Raw genomic sequence first — 21507 nt, forward strand, 5'->3', positions numbered from 1 at the left:
AGCGGCGGTCAGGAGTGGTGGAAGGGCAGTCCGGCGTCGGCCACCAGCTCCAGGTCGTCGGTCTCCTCGGCGGGCAGCAGCGTCGGTGTCCCGTCGGTGACCGGCACGACACCCAGTTCGAGCAGCTCGGCCATGGCGGCGTTGCCTGCCATGTCCCGCACCTGGAGCTGGTAACGAGCCGTCGTCCGATACGTACCGCCGTTGTCGTCACCCGTCCGCTGGAGGAAGCCGGAGTCGGTGAGGAACGCGACGGCCTTGCCGACGATGCCGGTGGTCGAACTCGCCGGTCTGCGCGCGTCCTTGGTGGCCCCCGTCGCACTCCGCCTCATCCAGATCCGCCAGGCGGCCTCGAGCCCCGGGGCGTCACTGGCCGGGTCGGTGTTCTCCCCCTGCGCCTCGGCCCGCTCCTCCAGCCGCCGACAGGCCTGCCGTACGAAGGCCTCGACCCCGTTGACGGTGACGCGCCCGATGTAGCCGTCGTCGGCGAGATCCTCGGGCCGCGGAAACGCCATGGCGGCGACGGCGAGATGGGCGAGCCCGTGCAGAAACCGGTCCGACCCGTCGGCGGACGTACGACGGGCGTAGTCGCCCATCCGCACGGCGAAGACGGAGTCCTCGGCAGCGGTGACTGCCATCCCCGCGCGCGGGGACACCTCCAGCACGACCAGCCCGAGCCCGGCGGCAACAGCGTCGGCGAGCCGCGCAAAGGCCGAGTCCTCCCGATACCGCCGCAACAACTCGGCGTACTCCTGATCCCGAGCAGCCTGCAACTTGGGCTGAAGCCCAAAGGCAACCAGCCGCGCCGCATCGGCGGCGTCGGCAGGAGTCACAGGGGCAGCAACAGCCGGCGCGGCAACAGTCTCCGCCTCACTCCACTCGACCGACTCGTTCACGGTTGAGGCTCCTTACAGTTCATGCAGACAAGGGCGCGGGCAGGCTTGCCTTTAGGGGCGCGGGGAACTGCGCGACAAGCCCCCACCGGCCGCAAGCCGACGAACGACCCACAAAACATCACGCCGCCTCAGAACGGCCCGCGGCCATCCCCACCGCATCCAGCAACGCCATCCCCACAATCAGATCAGCGCCCCCGAACTCCGGATCGTCCAACTCCGTCCCGTCATCGACAGCGAACAACAACTTCTCCTCACCCTGCCGATAAGCCGTCCCCACCGGCGGGCTGGCCGCATGAACGGCCAACAACGCCACCAGATAGGGAAGCTCCGCATCCCGAAGGCGCGCCTCAGCCAACAACCCCGACAACCGCCGAGGAGCGTCCGCGGGCAGATCCAGCAACTCCATGGCCGCCGCCAACTGCTCCTCGCTGAACCGGCTGTCGTCGGGCGTGGCGATCAGGTCCGGCTCCGGCATCTCCGCCCCGAGATGCTCCCGTTCCAGCGGAGGCGTCAGCAGTATGTCGACGAGGTCGCCGACCCGGACCGACACCGGCGTACGAAGCCCCGTCCCGCGCGCGAAGAACGCGTCCGTGACCCGCACCGCCTGCTCAAGGGGCAACGGCAGAACCGGGGAGACCAGATGGCCGTACAGGTCTATCCCCGACGACGTCATCGGCGTGGCGAAGGCCTGCCGGTCCTGCTCCGCGCGGAACAGCGGCCCCGCCTCCAGCAGCCTGGACTGGAGCTGCGTGTGCCGGCGAATGCAGTCTTTGACGATGTCGACGAGTTCGGCGGCGCGCCGCTTCTGTTCCGGGTCCTCGGACTCGTCACGGGCCTTGCGGATGTTGGTCAGGATCGCGTTCTCGTGGCGATACCGGTCGGCGACATGGTCGAGCGCCTCGGCGATCATGTCGGGGACGGTCTGGAGCCAGTCCACCGCGCGCACGTTCCGCCGGGTCGCGTCCAGCGCCCTCCGCAGGACCTCCGAGTACTGGACGGTCCGGTAGCGGGCCTGCTCCGCGGCGAGCTGGGCGTCGGCCAGCCGGCCCCGGCTGATGAGCACCTCCAGCTTGACCTCGGCGGCGATCTGGGCGCTGGTGACGTCGGTGTCGAGGGCCCCGACGAGTACGTTGACCGCCTCATCCGTCGTACGGAGGTAGACGCTTCCGCCGTATCCCGGGACCTCTTCGATCAGCTTGAAGTCGTAGTCACGGCGTACATACGTACCGTCCGGTGCGAACGTGCCGTATACGGCCCGGAAGCCGCGGTCGACGCTGCCGACGTTGATCAGGTTCTCCAGGACCCAGCGGGCGACACGCTCGTGCTCGGTGACGGGCCGCTGCGGGGCCTGGGCGGCGATGCGCGGGATGAGGCGGGCGACGATCTGGTCGTGGTCGGCGCCGGTGTCGAAGTCCATGTTCAGGGTGACCAGGTCGATGGCCGCGAGGGCCACCTCCGCCATGCCGTACACCGAGTACTCGCCCGCGAGATTCGCCTTGCGCGCGTCCAGGTCGTGGAGCGGGGCGGTGCAGGCGAGCGCGCGCAGGCGCCGCGCCAGTCCCTCGTCGGCGGCCGGGCCCGGAGCGGGGCGCGGCCCCGCGCTGAGCTGGGGCGGAACGCTGTCCGTCGATGCAGGCGAAGTCACGCTGCACAGACTAGGTCCTCGGTCTGACAACGGCCCAAACGACTCAGAAGCGACCCGCCGTCACCGCGCCACGAGCAGCCCGGCCCGCACCACGCGCCACCTAGCCGTCCTCGCCCACCCTCCGCCGATAGACCTCGACAACCCGTTCGAGCGAGTCGTCGAGATAGACCGAAAGCAGCCCCTCGGCCCGCTCCCGGTCGCCCTCCTGGAGTGCCCGCAGTATCTGTTCGTTGCGCGCGAGATAGGGCTCGTGCAGGCGTCGCGGGTCGTCCACGACGTGGAAGGCCAGGCGAAGTTCGGCGAAGACGCTGCGCATCAGCTCGTCGGTGCGGGCGCTACCGGCCAGCGCGACGAGTTCACGGTGGAAGTGGATGTTGGCCGTACCCAACCCTTTCCAGTCACCCTCGCGCGCCGCCCGCTGCCCCTCCTCGACGGCCGCGGCGAGGTTCTCCAGGGCGTACGGCGGCTCACCGAGGCCGCGGACGACGGCGCACTCGACGAGGGCGCGGGTGCGGTAGATGTCCTCGACGTCCTCGACCGTGAGGACCCGTACGAAGACGCCTCGGTTCAGCTCGTGGATCAGCAGGCGTTCGTGCGTGAGCAGCCGGAACGCCTCGCGCAGCGTGTTGCGGGAGACGCCGAGCGCGCCTCCGATGCTGTCCTCGGAGAGCCGGGTCCCGGGTGGGAAGTACCCGTCGGCGATCCGGCTCCTGAGGATGTCCGAGACCCGCTCGGCGGTGCTGGTGCGCCCGAGGAGCGCGCGGTCGTCGGCCAGTCCCGTCAACTGCTCTGCCATGCCTGGAATTCAACCGTAGATACAAGAACGAAACAACATGGGTATTGAGGGATCGTTCAACGATCCTCTACCTTGCTGGACAGGCACCGCCGGATCCACGCGGTGCCGACCGCTCCCGCACTGCTCATTCCTGAAGCACCCTCCGTCCCTCAACTGCGAGGTGCCCATGAGCACGACCCCTCCACCGCAGGCCCTGACCACCGAATCCCGCCCCGGATCGGGTGAACCCGCCGTCGACGAAGGCGCGTTCGCCTGGCTGCGGGCGCTGGGCCCGCGCGGTCGCCGCGCCTTCGGCGGTGCGTTCGGCGGCTATGCCCTGGACTCGTACGACTACTTCACGCTGCCGCTGAGCATGGTGGCCCTGTCCGCGTACTTCGGTCTGAACAGCGGTCAGACCGGACTGTTCACCACCGTCACCCTGGTCGTCTCCGCGATCGGCGGCGCCGGCGCGGGCGTACTCGCGGACCGAATCGGCCGGGTCAAGGCGCTGATGATCACGGTGATCACGTACGCGGTCTTCACGGTGGCCTGCGGCTTCGCGCCCAACTACGAGACCCTGCTGGTGTTCCGCGCACTCCAGGGCCTCGGTTTCGGCGGCGAGTGGGCCGTCGGCGCGATCCTGGTGGCCGAGTACGCGAGCCCGAAGCACCGCGGCCGTACGCTCGGCGCGATCCAGAGTTCCTGGGCCGTGGGCTGGGGTCTGGCCGTGATCGTCTACACCATGGTCTTCTCGTTCCTCGACGACGACCTGGCCTGGCGCGTGATGTTCTGGACGGGCGCCCTGCCCGCGCTGCTCGTCGTCTGGGTGCGTCGCTCGGTGCAGGACGCGCCCCGCGCGGTCGCCGAGCGCGAGAAGAACCCCAACAAGGGCTCCTTCAAGGAGATATTCAGGCCCGGCACACCCGAGGCACCCGGACTGCTGCGGATCACGATCTTCGCGGGCCTGCTGTCCACCGGCGTCCAGGGCGGCTACTACACCCTCTCGACCTGGGTGCCCACCTATCTCAAGACGGAGCGCGGACTGTCGGTCGTCGGCACCGGCTCGTATCTCACGTTCCTGATCTCCGGGGCCTTCATCGGCTATCTGACCGGCGGTTACCTCACCGACCGGATCGGCCGCAGGCGCAACATCTGGCTCTTCGCGGTCCTCTCGGCGCTGTGCATCCTCGCCTACGCGAACATCCCGAACGGCTCCAACACCCTTCTCCTGGTGCTCGGTTTCCCGCTCGGGTTCTGTATGTCGGCGATCTTCAGCGGCTTCGGCTCCTATCTGAGCGAGCTGTACCCGACGGCCGTTCGCGGCACGGGACAGGGCTTCACCTACAACACCGGCCGGGCCGTCGGCGCCGTCTTCCCCACCACGGTCGGCTTCCTGGCCGACAGCTGGGGTGTGGGCGGCGCGCTGGTCTTCGGCGCGATCGGGTACGTCATCGCCGCCCTGGCACTGCTCGGGCTGCCGGAGACCCAAGGGAAGGAACTCCAGTGAACCGTACGGAAGACCGCCCCCTGTCCCTCGTCGACGAGCACGCGCACGCGTGGAGCCCGGAAACCGCGCGAGCCCGCTTCCGCGCGGGCCTCACGGGCCCCACCGCGGGCGTCGCGGCCGGCCACACCCAGGCCAACCTGATCTCGGTGCCCGCGGACTGGGCGTACGACATGCTGCTGTTCTGCCAGCGCAACCAGAAGCCCTGTCCGGTCCTGGACGTCACGGACGCCGGCTCCTGGACCACCGTCCTCGCCGAGGGCGCGGACCTGCGCACCGACCTGCCGCGCTACCGGGTCTGGCGGGACGGCGAGCTGGTGGACGAGCCCACGGACGTGCTCGCCCATTGGCGCGACGACCTGGTGACGTTCCTCATCGGGTGCAGTTTCACCTTCGAGTGGGCGCTCGCGGAGGCGGGCGTCCCGATCCGGCACATCGAGCAGGGCCGCAACGTCCCGATGTACGTGACCGGCCGCCAGTGCCGGCCCGCGGGGCGGCTGCACGGCCCCATGGTCGTGTCCATGCGCCCGGTGCCGCCGGAGCATCTGGCGGCGGCGATCCGGGAGAGCAGTCTGCTCCCGGCGGTGCACGGCAGCCCCGTACACTGCGGCGACCCGTCGGGGCTCGGCATCGACGACCTCGGCCGTCCGGACTTCGGCGATCCGGTGGACCTCGCGCCGGACGACATCCCGGTGTTCTGGGCCTGCGGAGTGACCCCGCAGGCCGCGGTGATGGCCTCCCGCCCGCCTTTCGCCATCACCCACGCGCCGGGCCAGATGTTCCTCACCGACACCCGCGACGAGCAGTACCGCGTCGCCTGACCGGAGCGTGACAGGAGTCCCGGATGATCGACCTCAACGCCGACCTCGGCGAGGGCTTCGGCCGCTGGCGGCTGACCGACGACGAACAGCTGCTGTCCGTCGTCACCAGCGCCAACGTGGCCTGCGGCTTCCACGCCGGGGACGCGGTCACCATGCGCCGCGTGTGCGAACTGGCGGCCGAACGCGGCGTACGGATCGGCGCCCAGGTCTCCTACCGCGACCTCGCGGGGTTCGGGCGGCGCGCGATGGACGTGCCGCCCGACGAGCTGACGGCCGAGGTGGCGTATCAGATCGGCGCTCTGGAGGTCTTCGCGCGAGCGGCAGGCACGCGCGTGTCTTACGTCAAGCCGCACGGGGCGCTCTACAACCGCGTCGTGCACGACAAGGAACAGGCGGAGGCGGTGATCGACGGCGTGCTGCTGGCCGACGACAGCCTGCCGGTGCTCGGGCTGCCCGGCTCGCGCCTGCTGGAGCTGGCCGGGGCGGCGGGCCTCCCGGCCGTCCCGGAGGCGTTCGCGGACCGCGCGTACACCGACGAGGGCACGCTCGTGCCGCGCGGCCAGGACGGGGCGCTGGTGACCGACCCGGAGGCAGTGGTGACCCGCTCCGTCACCCTCGCCCGGACCGGGGTGATCGCGTCGCGCTCAGGGACGCCCCTCGCGGTCCATGCCCGCTCCCTGTGCGTGCACGGCGACACACCGGGCGCGGTGGACCTGGCCCGCCGGGTCCGGGAGCGCCTGGAGGCGTCGGGCGTCCGCGTGGAGGCCTTCACATGAGCGGGACGACGGGGATGCGGGCGCTGCCCGTCGGCGACGACGCGCTGCTGGTCGAGGTCTCCTCCGGAGAGGAGGCCCAGGCCCTGCACGCGGAACTGCTGCGCCGCCGCGCGGAGGGCACCCTTGCCGTACGGGAGATCGTCCCCGCGGCTCGTACGGTCCTCCTCGACGGCCTGTCCGACCCCACCCGCCTGGCTGCCGAACTGACCGCCTCCGAGGTACCTCCCGCGCTCCCCCGCACCCAGGAGGTCGTAGAACTCCCGGTCCGCTACGACGGTCCGGACCTGGCCGATGTCGCCGCCCTGTGGGACGTGTCCGAGGAGGCGGTGGCGGGCATCCACGCGGACACCGAGTTCCGGGTCGCGTTCTGCGGTTTCGCGCCAGGCTTCGGCTACCTCACCGGCCTCCCTCCGCGCTACGACGTACCGCGCAGGGCAACGCCACGGACGTCCGTCCCGGCAGGTGCGGTGGCGCTGGCGGGCCCGTACACGGGCGTGTACCCGCGTTCGTCGCCGGGCGGCTGGCAGTTGATCGGTACGACGGACGCGGTCCTGTGGGACCACGCGCGCGTGCCGGCCGCGCTGCTGTCGCCGGGCACCCGGGTCCGTTTCGTCCCGGTGGCACGCCGATGACCGATCGTGCGCTGGCCGTCGTACGGGCGGGGGCGCTGACCACGGTGCAGGATCTGGGGCGTCCCGGGTACGCCCATCTCGGGGTGCCCCGCTCCGGGGCCCTGGACGCGCCCGCGGCGGCGCTCGTCAACCGGCTGGTCGGCAACCCGCCCGAGGCAGCCGTCCTGGAGACCACCCTCAACGGCTGCGCCCTGCGCCCCCGTTGCCCGGTCACCGTCGCGGTCGGCGGCGCCCCCTGCCCGCTCACGGTGGACGGCCGCCCGGCGGCCTGGGGCGCTCCGGTGCGGGTGCCCGCCGGCGCGCTGCTGGACATCGGAACGGCCCTCTCCGGGGTACGGACCTACGTGGCCGTCTCCGGCGGAGTCGCCGTCGAGCCGGTGCTCGGCAGCCGCTCCACCGACCTGCTCTCCGCTCTGGGCCCGCCACCCCTCACGGACGGCGCGGTACTGCCCCTGGGGAATGTGATCGGCGCCCTCGCGCGCGTGGACGTCGTTCCACAGCCCGCGCCCCCGGCCGAACTAGTACTCAGGGTGACAATCGGCCCCCGCGACGACTGGTTCACGCCGACGGCACTCCGGACGTTCACCACGTCCACGTACCGGGTGTCCTCCGCGAGCAACCGCATCGGCCTGCGCACGGAGGGCCCCTCCCTGGAGAGGGCCTTCTCCGGCGAACTCCCCAGCGAGGGCATGGTCCTGGGCGCGGTCCAGGTACCCCCGGACGGCAGCCCGGTGGTCTTCCTGGCCGACCATCCGACCACCGGGGGCTATCCGGTGATCGCCGTCGTCCGCCCCACCGACCTGCCCGCCGCGGCCCAGGCGACGCCGGGCACCCCGGTCAGGTTCGTGCCGGTACGCCGCCGCTGACCGCGCGGGGCCGGTCCGGCGGACCAAGCCGGAGAGGCGGGCCATGGGCGGCCTGCCTCCGGCGTGGTCGCCGGTCGCCTGCTCCCCATGCTCGAACAATCCCGCCCGGGGCACCCCCATCGCCTCGGCAGCAAGCTGACGCCGGCGTCTCCGCCGCCCTGGGGCCAGACCGACCGAACTCCGTTCGCCTGTGCCGACGAGCCGCCGCAATCAGGCCTGATCCGTCGGCCAGGGCCGCCGCCACGCCGTCGGATGCCCCCAGGCCGAGGCAGGCACTCGTGCCCGTGCGCCCCTTCGCCCACACCCACGAGGCGCCACAGCCACCCCGACCCGACACACCACACAGCCCCTACGCCACGTCCGGCTCCGCCCCGTGCCCCACGACCGACAGAACAGCCAGAGCCGCCACCACCACGTGGGACGCCCCAGGTCGATACGGGGACTCGTGCCCCGAGCACCCAGGGCGCCCACGCCAACGATCCGCGGAACAAGCCCGACGCCACGTCCGGCTCAGCCCCATGCTCCGCAACCGACAGAGCCGTCAAGGCCCGCCGCCACGGCGTCGGGCGCCCCAGGTCGAGGCGGGCACTCGGACCCCGGGCACCCCTCGCCCACGCCCACGAGCCGCCACAGCCACCCCGGCCCGACACACCACACAGCCCCTACGCCACGTCCGGCTCCGCCCCGTGCTCCGCGACCGACAGGGCCGCCAGGGCCGCCGCCACCGCGTGGGACGCCCCCAGGTCGAGGCGGGCGCTGGTGCCCCGGGCTCGGTGGCGGACCTCCTGGGCGGCGAGGCGGAGGAGCTGTGGGAGCAGGTCCGTGCAGCGTCGTGCCACCCAGCCCGTGCCCGCCGTGGCCAGCCAGCGCAGGCTGGCCGACCGGGTGGGGGCCGGACGTTCCGGCGCGGGCGACGGGCCCGCTCCGTCCGCGACGCCCGCCTCCGCGAGCAGCGCGTGGAAGCGGACCGCGAGCTGCCGGTGGCCCTGCTCGCCGGGGTGCAGCCGGTCCGCGCTCCACATCTCGCGTCCGCTGAGCCACTCGCCCTCGGCGGCGTGCAGATGCACGGCCCCGTAGCGCTCGGAGAGGGCGTGGACGACCGTGTTGACCGCCCGTTGCCGCCGGGCCAGCGGGTTGGCCAGGACGCCGGGCAGCCCCAGCATCGCCCCGGGGTCGGGCAGACACGCCGTGAGCAGGAGCGCGCCCCGCTCGGTGAACGCCGCGTACACCTCGTCGAGGCGGGCGGCCACCGCGTGGATGTCGAAGGTGCGGCGCAGGGTGTCGTTCACCCCGATGACGACGGACACGACGTCCGGCTCCAGGTCGAGGCCGGCCGGCGTCTGTTTTTCCAGCACGTCGCGCGTCTGTGCCCCGCTGACCGCGAGGTTGGTGAACTCGATAGGCGTGTCGCCGAACCCGCGGGCGAGCAGCGCGGCCCAGCCGCGCCACCCGTCGTCCACGGGGTCGCCCACCCCCTCGGTCAGCGAGTCGCCCAGCGCCACGAACCGCAGCGGTCTCATCCGACGCCCTCCGGTATCACGGGCCGCACGGGCGCCTCACCGGCGGACGGCACCCTCGCGTCGTGCGCCGCGAGGAACGCCTCGACCGCGGCCGACCAGCCGAAACACTCCGCACGCGCGCGTGCCTTCTCGCGGCGCTCGTGTTCGGGCCGTCCCAGCAGCAGCCGTACGGCGTCCGCGAAGGCCTCTCCGTCGTCGGCGGCGACGGCTCCGGCGGACCCGATCACCTCGGGCAGCGCGGAGGACGCGCTGACGACCACGGGCGTACCGCAGGCCATGGCCTCCAGCGCGGCGAGCCCGAACGTCTCCGCGGGCCCGGGCGCCAGGCACACGTCGGCGGACGCCTGGAGCCCGCCCAGCAGTGCCCGGTCGGCGACGTGCCCGAGGAACGTGACCGGCAGCCCGCGCTCCCGTGCCCGCTGCTCCAGGCGGGCCCGCAGCGGCCCGTCCCCGGCGACCACGAGCCGCGCCCGCTGTCCGCGCCGCCGCAGCGCCTCCACGGCGTCCAGCGCCGTTCCGGGCCGCTTCTCGACGGACAGCCGGGAGCACATCACCAGGAGCGTCTCGTCCCCGCGCGCGTGGACGGCCCGCAGTTCCGGGTCCCGCAGCGACGGGTGCCGCAGCACCAGGTCGACGCCCAATGGCGCCCGTACGACATTGCGCGCGCCGATCCGGACGAACTCCCGCTCGGCGAACTCGGTGGTGCACACCACGCGCGCGTAGGTGTGCGCCGTGCGGACGTTGAGGGCGTCGGCGGCGCGCCGGGAGAGGTTCTCCGACAGGCCCCAGGTGCGCAGGACGCCGTCGGCGGTCTCGTGGGAGACCATCACCGCGGGGACGCGGGCCCGGCGCGCCCACTTGCCGGTCCACCTCAGGGTCGTCCGATCGGACACCTCCAGGCGGTCCGGCGCGAGTGATTCGAGCAGAGCGGCGACACGGCGCTTGTCCGTGAGGACGCGGTAGCCGCCGGTGCCGGGCAGCAGCGGGCCGGGCAGGGTGATCACGCGCCCCTGTTCGGTGTCGCGGTCGCTCGCCCGCTCACCGGGCACGATCAGGACGGGTTCGTGCCCGGCGGCCCGGTAGCCGGTGCCCAGTTCGCGCAGCGCGGTGCGCAGGCCGCCCGAGGCGGGGGCGACGAAGTTCGCCAGCCTGACGATGCGCAGCGATCCGGTCGTACCGCGTGCTGTCTCGCTGTTCACGCTGCCACCACCGTTCGCGCGGTGAGTATGTCGGCGTAGTGCCCGACGAGCTGGTCGCCGACGGCCGCCCAGGTGCGGTCCTCGACCATCGCCCGCGCGGCGGCGCCGTACGCGGCCCGCAGCGCCGGGTCTCCGGCCAGGGACCACACCGCGTCCCGTACGGCGGCCGCGTCGCGCGGCGGGACCAGCAGACCGGTGCGCCCGTGGGCGACCAGGTCCAGCGGTCCGCCGGCGGCGGGGGCGACGACGGGGACACCGCTCGCCATGGCCTCCTGCACGGTCTGGCAGAAGGTCTCGAACGGTCCGGTGTGGGCGAAGATGTCCAGCGAGGCGAAGATCCGGGCGAGTTCGTCGCCGGTACGGCGGCCCAGGAAGACCGCGCCGGGCAGCTGCTCGCGCAGTCCCGGCTCGCTGGGTCCGTCGCCCACGACGACGACCCGTACGCCGTCCAGTCCGCAGACCCCGGCGAGGAGTTCGACCTGCTTCTCGGGGGCGAGCCGGCCGACGTAGCCGACGATCAGCTCGCCGTTCGGGGCGAGTTCGCGGCGGATCGCCTCGTCGCGCAGTTCGGGGCGGAAGCGCACGGTGTCCACTCCGCGCTGCCACAGCTTGACCCGGGGCACGCCGTGGGACTCCAGGTCGTGCAGGGCCGCGCTGGACGGCGCGAGGGTGAGGTCGGCGGCGGCGTGGACGGAGCGGATGCGGCGCCAGGCGGCGGCCTCGCCCGCGTGGACATATGTGCGAGCGTATCCGGCCAGATCGGTCTGGTAGACGGCCACGGCGGGGATGCCGAGCCGGGCGGCGGCGGCCATGCCGCGTACGCCGAGGATGAAGGGGCTGGCCAGGTGGACGATGTCCGCGCGGTGCTCGGTGATCGCGGCGGCGACGCGTCGGCTGGGGAGGGCGACGCGGACCTGGGGGTAGCCCGGGAGCGGTAGGGAGGGGACACGGACGACAGGGCACGGCGCCGAGGCGTCGGGCCCGGTCCCGGCGGCGGTGGCCGGGGCGACGACGAGGGGAACGTGACCGCGATCGACGAGGTGCCGGGCGGTCTGGAGCGCGCAGTGGGCCACGCCGTTCACATCGGGGGGAAAGGATTCGGTCACGATGACGACACGCATAGGGGTGTTGTCGCCGTACTGGACGTGCTCGCGTCAACGTCGATCTTTCCGGCCGGGGAACGTCCCGTGAGCGTTGCGCACCGCCCCCTCGCAGGCCGGCGCGCGTCCATACGCTCCTGGTCCCCGGGTCACCCCCCGTTCATGCGGTGGGTGAAATCAGGCCCGATACGGCTTCTCACGGCTGTCTGGACCTCGGCCTCCTCGGCCGGGTCGGCGGCAAGTCGGCGCAGCTGCTCAACGACCCTGGTGTCACCGGTCTCGGCGTGCCGGGCGGCGACCTCGCGGGTGGTCTCCTCGCAGTCCCACAGGCATTCGACGGCGAAGCCGGCGGCGAAGGAGGGATCGGTGGCGGCGAGGGCCCGGGCGGCCCGGCCGCGCAGATGGGACGAGGCGGTCTCGCGGTACACATGGCGCAGGACGGGGGCCGCGCAGACGATGCCGAGCCGCCCCGCGCCGTCCACCAGGGTCCACAAGGTCGGCGCGTCGGGTCCTTCGCCCCGTACGGCCTCCCGGAGGGCGCCGAGGACGAGGTCGCTGTCCCTGGTGCCGCCCAGGCAGGCGAGCATCCGTCCGGCGGCGGCGCCCAGCGGGTCGGGCCGGTGGACCCACCCGCGCGCGCGGTCGACGGCGGCGATACTGCGCATGCGTTCGAAGGAGTCGACGGCGGCCTCCACGACGGCCGTCGTGCCGTCGGCGATCGCGCCCTCGATCAGGTCGAGGGCGTCGGGATCATTGCCGTCGGCGAGATAGCGCAAGGCCGTACAGCGGGCTCCGTCACCCCCGCGGCGGGCCGCCTCCAGAATCTGGGGCCGGTCCTCGGGGCCCGCCACAGCCGTGAGGCAGCGCGCGGCCGGCACATGGAGCACGGCGCCGCGGTCGATGCCCTGCTGGGCCCATTCGAAGACGGCCTGCACGCTCCAGCCCGGGCGGGGTCCTGACGGTCGCATCTGGCGTTGCCAGCGGTCGAAGCAGCCGGTCTCCTGAGCGGCACGCACACGCGTGGAGACCGATTCGCGCGGATCGTCGGCCCACAGCCGCCAGGGCCGTGGCTCGAAGGCGTCGCGCACGGCGGCGGCGAGTTCGGCCTCGCCCTCCGCGTCGGTGCCGAAGCGGGCCAGCACGGGGGCGGCCAGGGCCCGCAGCCCCGCGTCGTCGTCCCTGAGCGCCAGCTCGTCCAGCGCCCAGGCCCAGCTGGTCCCGGTGGCGGCGTACCTGCGCAGCAGTTCGAGCGCGTCGCGCCTGCCGTACGAGGCGAGGTGCCCGAGGACCGCGAGGGCGAGCCCGGTGCGTGACTCGTCGGTGTCGAGGATGTCCTCGGCGTCGAAGAGGTGGGCCTCGATCTCGTCCACCTCGCCATGGAGGTCGACATAGAGACGGGCGTAGTAAAGGGAGCGGTTCTCCACCTGCCAGTCGTGGCGGGGGTCGCGGAGCACGCAGTGGTTCAGCGCCGCGAGCGCCTCGGCGCGCGGTGCGGTGAGCGCGTGCAGCGTGCCGTCGCCGCGGCCCCTCTGGAGCAGGCCGAGCAGCGTACCGCTGGGCGCTATGACCGGATCGAACATGGGAAACAGCCTCACATCAAGCGTCGACGCAACCGGGATCTTGCTTTACCTGGCCACGTGACAACACGTCGGAGCGCCCGCCGTTTCCTGCTTGCTGTAGACCATCTTCCTCTGCCTCTCGTAGGTGGGCCCATGCGGACCGCCTCACGGCCCGCGCGGTGCGGCAACACCTGCCCAGCCATCGCGTCCGTGAATCACGACGTCATGATGACCCGGCTGTTCAAGCTGCCGCGACCGTATTTCCGGCGGCCCCGTTCCGCCTCCCCCGTTTTCCGTGTCTTAGCTGGTCAGTGTGTACGGCTCAGTGTGCGCCGAACAGCTCAAGGAGTTCTGTCTTGCCGAACATCCGTGCGGTGTCGACGGCCGAGGGCATACCCGCGGCCGGGTTGGCGCCGCCCTCCAGGAGGGCCTGGATGACGTCCTGCGCGCCCTTGAAAACGGCCCCGGCGAGCGGGGTCTGACCCCGGTCGTTCACCCGGTCCCCGTCGGCACCGCGCGCGAGGAGCGCCCGGACCGCGTCGGCGTGCCCGTGATAGGCGGCGAGCATCACCAGGGAGTCCCCGCGGTCGTTGGTGAGGTCGGCCGGGACGCCCGCGTCGACGTACGCCACGAGTGCCTCGGTCTGCCCCTGCCGGGCCAGGTCGAAGATCTTGGTCGCCAGCTCCACGACATCGGGGTCGGGGGCTTCGCTCATCGGCCGGACCGCCTCTCGTTACAACCGTACGGGTGAATCGTCAGCGTACTGGCTCGGCAGGCTCATGACCCGACACCTCGGCGGCAAAGATCAGCACACCCGAATGGCACCGAATGACACCGAACTGGTCCGCCAGCGGAGTGAAATGCGCCCAAATTCACTCGATTGCACCTTTTATCGTATAGATACATGCGGTGATCCTGGAAGAACTCATGGTGACTGTCCCCACCACACCAGGAGATCTCTCATGATCCTCTCCATCTCAGGCGTCGTTCTGCTCGGCATCATCGTCTTCCTGTTCTTCAAGAAGGACGGGCTGAAGGCGTCGCACGCCTTCGTGGCCGCGCTCTTCGGCTTCTACCTCGCGAGCACCGCCATCGCTCCGAGCATCAAGGCCGGCGGCGAGAGCCTGGCGAGCCTGCTCGGCGGAATCAAGTTCTGACGCCCTTCCCGCCCGCACGCACCTCCAGGAGACAGCAGTGGTCCGGCGCCCCCTCCCCCGCATCCTGAGCAACGGCAGCGCACAGATCGCCCGGAGCCGGGAGCTGGCCCGGACCGCGGCCGACAGCGCGACCGATGTCCTCCATCCGCTGATCACGATCAGCCGGGGGCTGCGCCGACTGGCTGCGGCCGGGCGGCGCAAGTGGGCGGACACGCCCAAGGACAAGCGCGGGCCACTGCTGTTCATGGTGGCCTCGATGGTCCTGGTCGTGGCTCTCGTGCCGTACGGCCCGCTGCTCGCCGTCATCTCGGTGATGGCGGCAGCGGCCTGGCACGGCAGGGACCGCGCCCCGGCGGAGCCCGAGGGCCCCGACGAGTCCCAGACCCAGCGCCTCCAGTCCCTGCACGAGGCACTGGTCCCCTACTTCTCGACCCCCGACGACCCCGATCCCCTGTACGCCCACGGCGGCGACTGGGAGAAGACCTTCCCCTCGTACGAGTTCGACGGCACCGGCCGTGTCTCGCACCTGCTGGTGCGCTACCCGGCGTACTTCACCGACGGCGAGGCCGACTCCCGCGCGCGGATCGAGCAGTTGCTGCACGCCAAGTCGGGCCGGGGCCGCGAGTACCACTTCGCGTGGGACGAGGAGGGCAACCAGCTCACGGTCGACGTCCTGCCACCGCTCCCCACCGACATCGCCGCGCAGCGTTTCGTCACGTCCCCCGGCGAGACGGTGCTCGGCTTCACCGACCCCACCCAGGTCCAGCGCACGCTCCCCCTCGGCCACGGCGAGGAGCAGCGCGACGTCCCGCCGGTCGTCTGGCGCACGGGCCCCCGCTCCACCGAACCGCACCTGCTGGTGATGGGCGAGCCCGGCACCGGCACCACGACACTCGTGCGCTCGATCGCCCTCCAGGCCCTCCAGTACGGCGATGTCCTGATCATCGACGGCAGCGGCACCGGCGAGTACGCGTGCCTGACCGGCCGGGACGGCGTCCTCGGCGTCGACTGCGCCCCCACCGGAGCCCTGGCGAGCCTGGAATGGGCCGCCCACGAGACGGAACGCCGGCTGATCGCGGCCAACCAGGCCCGCCAGGCCGGCCAGCCCCTCCCCGACGACACCCGACGCCCGCTCTGGCTCCTCCTCGACCGCCCCGGAGCCCTCGCCCACCTGGCCACCGCCGACGGCCACCGCGACCCCCAGTCCCTGCTGCAGGTCCCCCTGCGGCACGGCCGGGCGGCGAACGTCACGGTCGTGGTGGCGGAGCAGTTCGACAGCGCGGACACCCTGAGCGACGCCGTACGACAGCACACGCGCGCGCGGGTCGTCCTCGGCGCCGTGTCTCCCGCCCAGGTGGAAGCGGTCCTGGGCGCTCCCCCGCACACGACGCCGGTCCAGGTCATGCCCCCGGGCCGGGGCTACGCCCGCCTGGGCACGGGCCCGGTCCACCGCCTCCAGGTCCCGGCCACCCCGGACCCCCACGACGACGCGACGAGCGACGCACAGCGCCAAGCGGTGTTGGAGCTGTTGCCGCCACGGTCGGCGCCGGTGGAAGCGGACCACGAACCGGTGGCGTAAGGCACGCAGCCTGCGGGCATGCGCGCCGCCTGGGGCGGCACGGGTGGGCGCAGGCGGCACCCCGTCAGCGCCGGGCCGCGCGTCCCACCCCCGGGCAGCAACATCGCTCGCCCCGCTTATGGGGTGCCGCTGCGCCCACCCGTGCCGCCCCTAGCAGCACGCATGCCCGCAGCTATGCCTGCTACGGCTGCTACGGCTGCTACGGCTGCTACGGCTGCTACGCCACGAACGTACGGGGCGACTCGCCTCCCCCAGACCCCCCGCTCACCACGATCCGCGCCGCCGCAGCCAGCCGAACAGCCGCCTCGTCCGCCACCGCTCCCCCCACGGTGAACGGCAGCCGCACATACCCCTCGAAGGCCCCGTCGACCCCGAAGCGCGGCCCCGAGGGCACCCGTACCCCCACCCGCTCCCCCGCCTCGGCGAGCCGCGACCCCGACAGCCCACCCGTACGCACCCACAGCGTGAGCCCGCCCCGCGGCACCGTGAACTCCCAGTCCGGCAGCTCCCGTCGTACCGCCGCGACCAGCGCGTCCCGGTTGTCGCGGGCCTGTTCGCGCCGCATCTGGACCGCCTGCTCCCAGCCGCCCGTGCTCAGCAGCCAGTTGATGGCCAGCTGTTCGAGTACGGGCGTGCCCAGGTCCGCGTAGGCACGCGCGGCGACGAGGCTGCGGATCACGTCCGGAGCCGCCCGTACCCAGCCGATGCGCATCCCGGCCCAGAAGGCCTTGCTCGCCGAACCCACCGTGATGACCGTGGACCCGGCGGGGTCGAAGCCGCACACCTGCCTCGGCATCTCCACGTCCGGGTCCAGCCACAGCTCGGTCATCGTCTCGTCGGCGACGAGCACCGTGCCCGCCGACCGGGCCGCGTCCACAAGCTGGCGCCGCTGGTCCTCGTCGGCGAGGGCGCCGGTGGGGTTGTGGAAGTCGGCGACGACGTACGCGATCCGGGGCGCCGCCTCGCGCAGCACCTGGCGCCAGCGGTCCAGGTCCCAGCCGGCGAGCCCCTCGGCCATCGCGACGGGCACGAGCCGGGCGCCCGCCTCCCGCATCAGCTGCAGGATGTTGGCGTACGAGGGCGACTCCACGGCGATGCGTTCACCCCGGCCGGAGAAGAGATGACAGATCGCGTCTATGGCGCCCATCGCACCGGTCGTCACCATGATCTGTTCGGGCATGGTGGGGATCCCGCGCGCGGTGTACCGCTCGGCGATCATCGCGCGCAGTGCGGGCAGCCCGGCCGGGTAGTCGCCGTGCGTGTGCGCGTACGGGGGCAGTTCCTCCAGGGCGCCCTGGACGGCACGGGTGAGCCAGGGCTCGGGCGCGGGCAGGGCCGCCGTACCGAGGTCGATCACCGAACCGAGTGCCTCAGGGGGCAGCGGTTCGAGCCCGCGCGCGGGAAGTGGGTTACCCGCGGGTACAGCGGTCCAGCTGCCTGCTCCGCGTCTGGACTCCAGGAAGCCCTCGGCGCGCAGCGCCTCATAGGCGGCGGCGACCGTGGTGCGGCTGACGGAGAGGGCGAGGGCGAGTTCGCGTTCGGCGGGGAGGCGGGCGGCGACCGGGACCCGGCCCTCCAGGACCAGCAGACGGATGCCGTCGGCCAGTGAGCGGTAGGCGGGCGGGCGGCGGGTGCCGGGGCCCGCGGGGCGGTCCTGCTGGGAGGTGAGCAGCCGGGCGAGCTGCGCGGTACCCACCGCCGAAGTCCACTGCACCATATGAATCAGTCCACCTTCCCCGAATTGGCCATGGATGCGGTCCATTCCCAAGCCACAGGGTGTCACGTGCCAGGCCACTACCACCACAGGGGGCAGCTCGTGAGTTCGTTGCCGGCGCAGGACCGTCTCGGACGACGGTTGATCCAGCTCTACATCGGTCTCACGCTGTACGGCGCCAGCTCGGCCCTGCTCGTCGAGTCCGGCCTCGGTCTGGAGCCCTGGGGCGTGCTGCACCAGGGGCTGGCCGAGCTGACCGGGCTGACGATCGGCGTCGTGTCGATCTTCGTGGGGGCCGCCGTGCTGCTCCTGTGGATCCCGCTGCGCCAGCGTCCGGGCCTCGGCACGGTCTCGAACGTCTTCGTCGTCGGCCTCGCCATGGACGCCACGCTCGCCCTGGTCCCCGACACGGACGCCCTCGCCGCCCGCGTCCCGCTCCTGGTGGCCGGCATCGTCCTCAACGGTGTGGCCACCGGCCTCTACATCGCGGCGGCATTCGGCCCGGGCCCGCGCGACGGCCTGATGACCGGCCTCCACCGGCGCACCGGCCGCTCGATCCGCCTCGTCCGTACGGCGATCGAGCTGGCGGTGGTGGCGACCGGCTTCGCCCTGGGCGGCACGGTGGGGATCGGCACGGTGCTGTACGCGGTGGCGATCGGACCACTGGCGCAACTGTTCCTGCGCGTTTTCGCCGCCCCGGCGGCATCGGACCGCAGCCCGGCCGTTGCCGCCGGTCAACCGGAAGAAGCGATACTGCGACCGTGACCACGCGGATACGCCATCCCTACCTCGACCATCCCGGCCCGATCCCCTTCGCCCACCGGGGCGGAGCGGCGGACGGGCTGGAGAACACGATGCTCCAGTTCCGGCGGGCGGTCCAAGCGGGCTACCGCTACCTGGAGACCGACGTCCACTGCACGGCGGACGGAAAACTCGTCGCCCTCCACGACTCGACGCTGGACCGGGTGACGGACGGCGGCGGCCTGATCGCGGACCTCCCGTGGTCCGACGTACAGCACGCGCGCGTGGCGGGCAGCGAGCCGGTGCCCCTCTTCGAGGACCTCCTCGAAGCCTTTCCCGAGGCGCGCTGGAACGTCGACGTCAAGGCCGAGCCCGCACTGCGCCCCCTGCTCGACCTGATCGAGCGCGCCGGGTGCTGGGACCGGATCTGTGTCGGCTCCTTCTCCGAGGCACGGGTGGTCCGTGCCCAGCGGCTCGCGGGTCCGCGGCTGGCGACCTCGTACGGCACCCGGGGCGTCCTCAACCTGCGGCTGCGCTCCTGGGGAGTGCCCGTGGGGGTGCGCCGGTCGGCCGTCGCGGCCCAGGTTCCCGAGTCGCAGTCGGGCATCCCGGTGGTCGACCGGGCCTTCGTGCGCACCGCCCACGCGCGCGGGCTGCACGTCCATGTGTGGACGGTCAACGATCCCGATCGCATGCACCGGCTCCTGGACCTGGGAGTCGATGGCATCATGACCGATCACATCGACACGTTGCGCAAGGTTCTGGAGGACCGGGGCACCTGGTTCTGACGCCCCGCGCGCACCGCCTTCACGGGGAAAGCGAGGGGCACGGGTGGGCACCGACACCGTGCGGGACGAAGCGGCCGACGAGGCCGCAGGGCGCAAGCGGGAGCAGCGCGGCTGGTACTTCTACGACTGGGCGTGCTCCGTCTACTCGACGAGCGTGCTCACCGTGTTCCTGGGCCCCTATCTGACGTCGGTCGCCGAGGAGGCGGCCGACGCGGACGGGTTCGTTCATCCACTGGGCATACCGATCCGCGCGGGCTCGTTCTTCGCGTACTCGGTGTCCCTGTCGATCATCCTGGCGGTGCTGGTGATGCCCCTGGTGGGCGCCGCCGCCGACCGCACGGGCCGCAAGAAGCCGCTTCTGGGGACCGCCGCCTATGTGGGCGCCACGGCGACGACAGGCATGTTCTTCCTGGACGGCGACCGCTATCTGCTCGGCGGGCTGCTGCTGGTCGTCGCCAACGCGGCCCTGTCCGTCTCGATGATGCTCTACAACTCCTACCTCCCCCAGATCGCCCCGGTCGAGGAGCGCGACGCGGTCTCCTCGCGCGGGTGGGCGTTCGGCTACGCGGCGGGCGCCCTGGTCCTCGTTCTCAACCTGGTGCTGTACACGGCCCACGACTCCTTCGGTCTCTCCGAGGGCATGGCCGTCCGCATCTGTCTGGCCTCGGCGGGCCTGTGGTGGGGCGCCTTCACCCTCGTACCGCTGCGCAGGCTCCGCGACCGCCGGGCCACCGCCGAGGAAGGCGCCCCGAAGGAACCCACGTCCCCGGGACTGCGACAGCTCGCGGCGACCGTCCGCGACATGCGCCGCCACCCGCTCACCCTTTCCTTCCTGCTCGCCTATCTCGTCTACAACGACGGCATCCAGACCGTGATCTCCCAGGCCTCGGTGTACGGCTCCGAGGAACTCGGGCTCGGCCAGTCCACCCTCATCGGGGCGATCCTGCTGGTGCAGGTGCTCGCGGTGGCGGGAGCGCTGACGATGGGCCGACTGGCCCGGGTGTACGGGGCCAAGCGGACGATTCTCGGATCGCTGGTGGCGTGGACGCTGACCCTGGCGGCGGGGTACTTCCTGCCGGCCGGCGCTCCGGTGTGGTTCTTCGTGCTGGCCGCCGGGATCGGCCTGGTCCTCGGCGGCAGCCAGGCCCTGTCCCGGTCGCTGTTCTCGCATCTGGTGCCGCCCGGCAAAGAGGCCGAATACTTCTCGGCGTACGAGATGAGCGACCGGGGTATGAGCTGGCTCGGTCCACTTCTGTTCGGGATCACCTATCAACTGACCGGAAGCTACCGGGACGCGATCATCTCGCTCGTGGTCTTCTTCGTCCTCGGGTTCGCGCTGCTCGCGCGGGTTCCGGTGGGCCGGGCGATCCGCGACGCGGGCAATCCCGTTCCCGAAAGGATTTAGCATCCACGGCAAAAGAGCGGTAGTGTACGCCGTTGGCCTGCCAGGCGTACCGTTACTGCGCGTCAAAGATGATGAAACGCTGGGTGACATCTGCTTGCAGATGTGACAAACCGGGCGCTGGTGGGTACAACAAGGGGCGGCTACGACGGCGACGCATGACCCGAAACGGGACACGGGACGGGAATCTTTACCGCCGACCGGACGTTGACCGGATGACGACGACAGCGACACCTGTCCTGTGGGCGACAAGCCCGGGAGGCACGATTCATGAGTGAGCGAGCTCTTCGCGGCACGCGCCTCGTGGTGACCAGCTACGAGACGGACCGCGGCATCGACCTGGCCCCGCGCCAGGCCGTGGAGTACGCATGCGAGAAGGGGCATCGCTTTGAGATGCCCTTCTCGGTCGAGGCGGAGATTCCGCCGGAGTGGGAGTGCAAGGTCTGCGGGGCCCAGGCACTCCTCGTGGACGGCGACGGCCCTGAGGAGAAGAAGGCCAAGCCCGCGCGTACGCATTGGGACATGCTGATGGAGCGGCGCACCCGCGAGGAACTCGAAGAGGTCCTCGAGGAGCGACTGGCCGTACTCCGCTCCGGAGCGATGAACATCGCGGTACATCCGCGGGACAGCCGCAAGTCCGCATAGTCCCTCCGGGGGCTGGGCGGCATACAACGCACGCGTGATACCGCGGGTGCCGTACGTGAGAGTTGCGTACGGTGCCTGCGGTTTTGCGTTTTCCGGACGTTGAAACGGTGAGTGGGGTGCGGTCCTGTCGGGCTCGTCGCACTAGAACCCGGCCCGGCGGGGGTCAGTTCCAGACAGCGGCGCCGGCCGAC

General features: G+C 72.0%; 20 protein-coding genes. 11 read left to right on the plus strand and 9 right to left on the minus strand.

Annotated elements, in window-relative coordinates; translation table 11 throughout:
• Nucleotides 1-8: 8 nt before the first annotated feature.
• From ACWCRB_RS21645 to ACWCRB_RS21655, 3 genes are all read right to left on the minus strand, one after another.
• Entirely contained in the window at nt 9-893 is an 885-nt protein-coding gene (locus ACWCRB_RS21645; RefSeq protein ID WP_450997581.1) for a hypothetical protein, read from the minus strand.
• 118 nt (nt 894-1011) lie between these two features.
• The gene (locus ACWCRB_RS21650) at nt 1012-2538 is read right to left on the minus strand and encodes a hypothetical protein (protein ID WP_450997582.1); all 1527 of its coding nucleotides are present in this window, start codon (nt 2536-2538) and stop codon (nt 1012-1014) included.
• Nucleotides 2539-2638: 100 nt separating this feature from the next.
• On the minus strand, nt 2639-3334 hold the full coding sequence (locus ACWCRB_RS21655; protein ID WP_405538733.1) for a GntR family transcriptional regulator: 696 nt from the start codon (nt 3332-3334) through the stop codon (nt 2639-2641).
• 166 nt (nt 3335-3500) lie between these two features.
• Here ACWCRB_RS21655 and ACWCRB_RS21660 point away from each other — a divergent pair, with 166 nt between their 5' ends.
• Genes ACWCRB_RS21660 through ACWCRB_RS21680 form a run of 5 tightly spaced genes read left to right on the plus strand, consistent with a single transcriptional unit; the run spans nt 3501 to nt 7912 of the window.
• The gene (locus tag ACWCRB_RS21660; protein ID WP_450997583.1) at nt 3501-4820 is read left to right on the plus strand and encodes an MFS transporter; all 1320 of its coding nucleotides are present in this window, start codon (nt 3501-3503) and stop codon (nt 4818-4820) included.
• Complete coding sequence (locus tag ACWCRB_RS21665; RefSeq protein ID WP_450997584.1) at nt 4817-5638, plus strand: putative hydro-lyase; 822 nt, start codon at nt 4817-4819, stop codon at nt 5636-5638. Before ACWCRB_RS21660 ends, ACWCRB_RS21665 begins: the two co-directional genes overlap by 4 nt.
• Before the next feature lie 23 nt (nt 5639-5661).
• Nucleotides 5662-6414, plus strand: coding sequence for a LamB/YcsF family protein (locus ACWCRB_RS21670; protein ID WP_450997585.1), 753 nt, complete (start codon nt 5662-5664; stop codon nt 6412-6414).
• A 14-nt stretch (nt 6415-6428) separates the two neighbouring features.
• Nucleotides 6429-7046 (plus strand): 5-oxoprolinase subunit B family protein, encoded by a 618-nt coding sequence (locus ACWCRB_RS21675; protein ID WP_450997597.1) that lies wholly within the window; start codon nt 6429-6431, stop codon nt 7044-7046.
• Complete coding sequence (locus tag ACWCRB_RS21680) at nt 7043-7912, plus strand: 5-oxoprolinase subunit C family protein (RefSeq protein ID WP_450997586.1); 870 nt, start codon at nt 7043-7045, stop codon at nt 7910-7912. Before ACWCRB_RS21675 ends, ACWCRB_RS21680 begins: the two co-directional genes overlap by 4 nt.
• Before the next feature lie 662 nt (nt 7913-8574).
• Here ACWCRB_RS21680 and ACWCRB_RS21685 read toward each other — a convergent pair.
• From ACWCRB_RS21685 to ACWCRB_RS21705, 5 genes are all read right to left on the minus strand, one after another.
• Nucleotides 8575-9432, minus strand: a complete 858-nt coding sequence (locus tag ACWCRB_RS21685) for an SGNH/GDSL hydrolase family protein (protein ID WP_450997587.1) — start codon at nt 9430-9432, stop codon at nt 8575-8577.
• Nucleotides 9429-10631 (minus strand): glycosyltransferase, encoded by a 1203-nt coding sequence (locus tag ACWCRB_RS21690; protein WP_450997588.1) that lies wholly within the window; start codon nt 10629-10631, stop codon nt 9429-9431. The genes ACWCRB_RS21685 and ACWCRB_RS21690 overlap by 4 nt, the downstream gene beginning before the upstream one ends.
• A complete protein-coding gene (locus tag ACWCRB_RS21695) occupies nt 10628-11752 on the minus strand; it encodes a glycosyltransferase family 4 protein (RefSeq protein WP_450997589.1) in 1125 nt (374 codons plus the stop codon). The genes ACWCRB_RS21690 and ACWCRB_RS21695 overlap by 4 nt, the downstream gene beginning before the upstream one ends.
• A gap of 128 nt (nt 11753-11880) precedes the next feature.
• Nucleotides 11881-13311 (minus strand): HEAT repeat domain-containing protein, encoded by a 1431-nt coding sequence (locus ACWCRB_RS21700; RefSeq protein WP_450997590.1) that lies wholly within the window; start codon nt 13309-13311, stop codon nt 11881-11883.
• Between the two features lie 301 nt (nt 13312-13612).
• The gene (locus ACWCRB_RS21705) at nt 13613-14005 is read right to left on the minus strand and encodes an ankyrin repeat domain-containing protein (RefSeq protein WP_369032091.1); all 393 of its coding nucleotides are present in this window, start codon (nt 14003-14005) and stop codon (nt 13613-13615) included.
• A gap of 247 nt (nt 14006-14252) precedes the next feature.
• Here ACWCRB_RS21705 and ACWCRB_RS21710 point away from each other — a divergent pair, with 247 nt between their 5' ends.
• Nucleotides 14253-14447, plus strand: coding sequence for a hypothetical protein (locus ACWCRB_RS21710; RefSeq protein WP_105974144.1), 195 nt, complete (start codon nt 14253-14255; stop codon nt 14445-14447).
• A gap of 37 nt (nt 14448-14484) precedes the next feature.
• Nucleotides 14485-16026 (plus strand): ATP-binding protein, encoded by a 1542-nt coding sequence (locus ACWCRB_RS21715; RefSeq protein ID WP_450997591.1) that lies wholly within the window; start codon nt 14485-14487, stop codon nt 16024-16026.
• A gap of 217 nt (nt 16027-16243) precedes the next feature.
• Here ACWCRB_RS21715 and ACWCRB_RS21720 read toward each other — a convergent pair whose 3' ends face one another.
• Entirely contained in the window at nt 16244-17743 is a 1500-nt protein-coding gene (locus ACWCRB_RS21720) for an SCO1417 family MocR-like transcription factor (RefSeq protein ID WP_450997592.1), read from the minus strand.
• 108 nt (nt 17744-17851) lie between these two features.
• Between ACWCRB_RS21720 and yczE the strand changes: the two genes are divergently transcribed.
• From yczE to ACWCRB_RS21740, 4 genes are all read left to right on the plus strand, one after another.
• Complete coding sequence (gene yczE, locus ACWCRB_RS21725) at nt 17852-18505, plus strand: membrane protein YczE (RefSeq protein ID WP_450997598.1); 654 nt, start codon at nt 17852-17854, stop codon at nt 18503-18505.
• Complete coding sequence (locus ACWCRB_RS21730) at nt 18502-19269, plus strand: glycerophosphodiester phosphodiesterase (protein WP_450997593.1); 768 nt, start codon at nt 18502-18504, stop codon at nt 19267-19269. Before yczE ends, ACWCRB_RS21730 begins: the two co-directional genes overlap by 4 nt.
• A 43-nt stretch (nt 19270-19312) precedes the next feature.
• On the plus strand, nt 19313-20674 hold the full coding sequence (locus tag ACWCRB_RS21735) for an MFS transporter (protein WP_450997594.1): 1362 nt from the start codon (nt 19313-19315) through the stop codon (nt 20672-20674).
• 267 nt (nt 20675-20941) lie between these two features.
• Entirely contained in the window at nt 20942-21316 is a 375-nt protein-coding gene (locus tag ACWCRB_RS21740) for an RNA polymerase-binding protein RbpA (RefSeq protein WP_003977404.1), read from the plus strand.
• The last annotated feature ends 191 nt before the right edge of the window (nt 21317-21507 follow it).

The sequence above is a fragment of the Streptomyces sp. NPDC002156 genome (genome assembly GCF_053593675.1).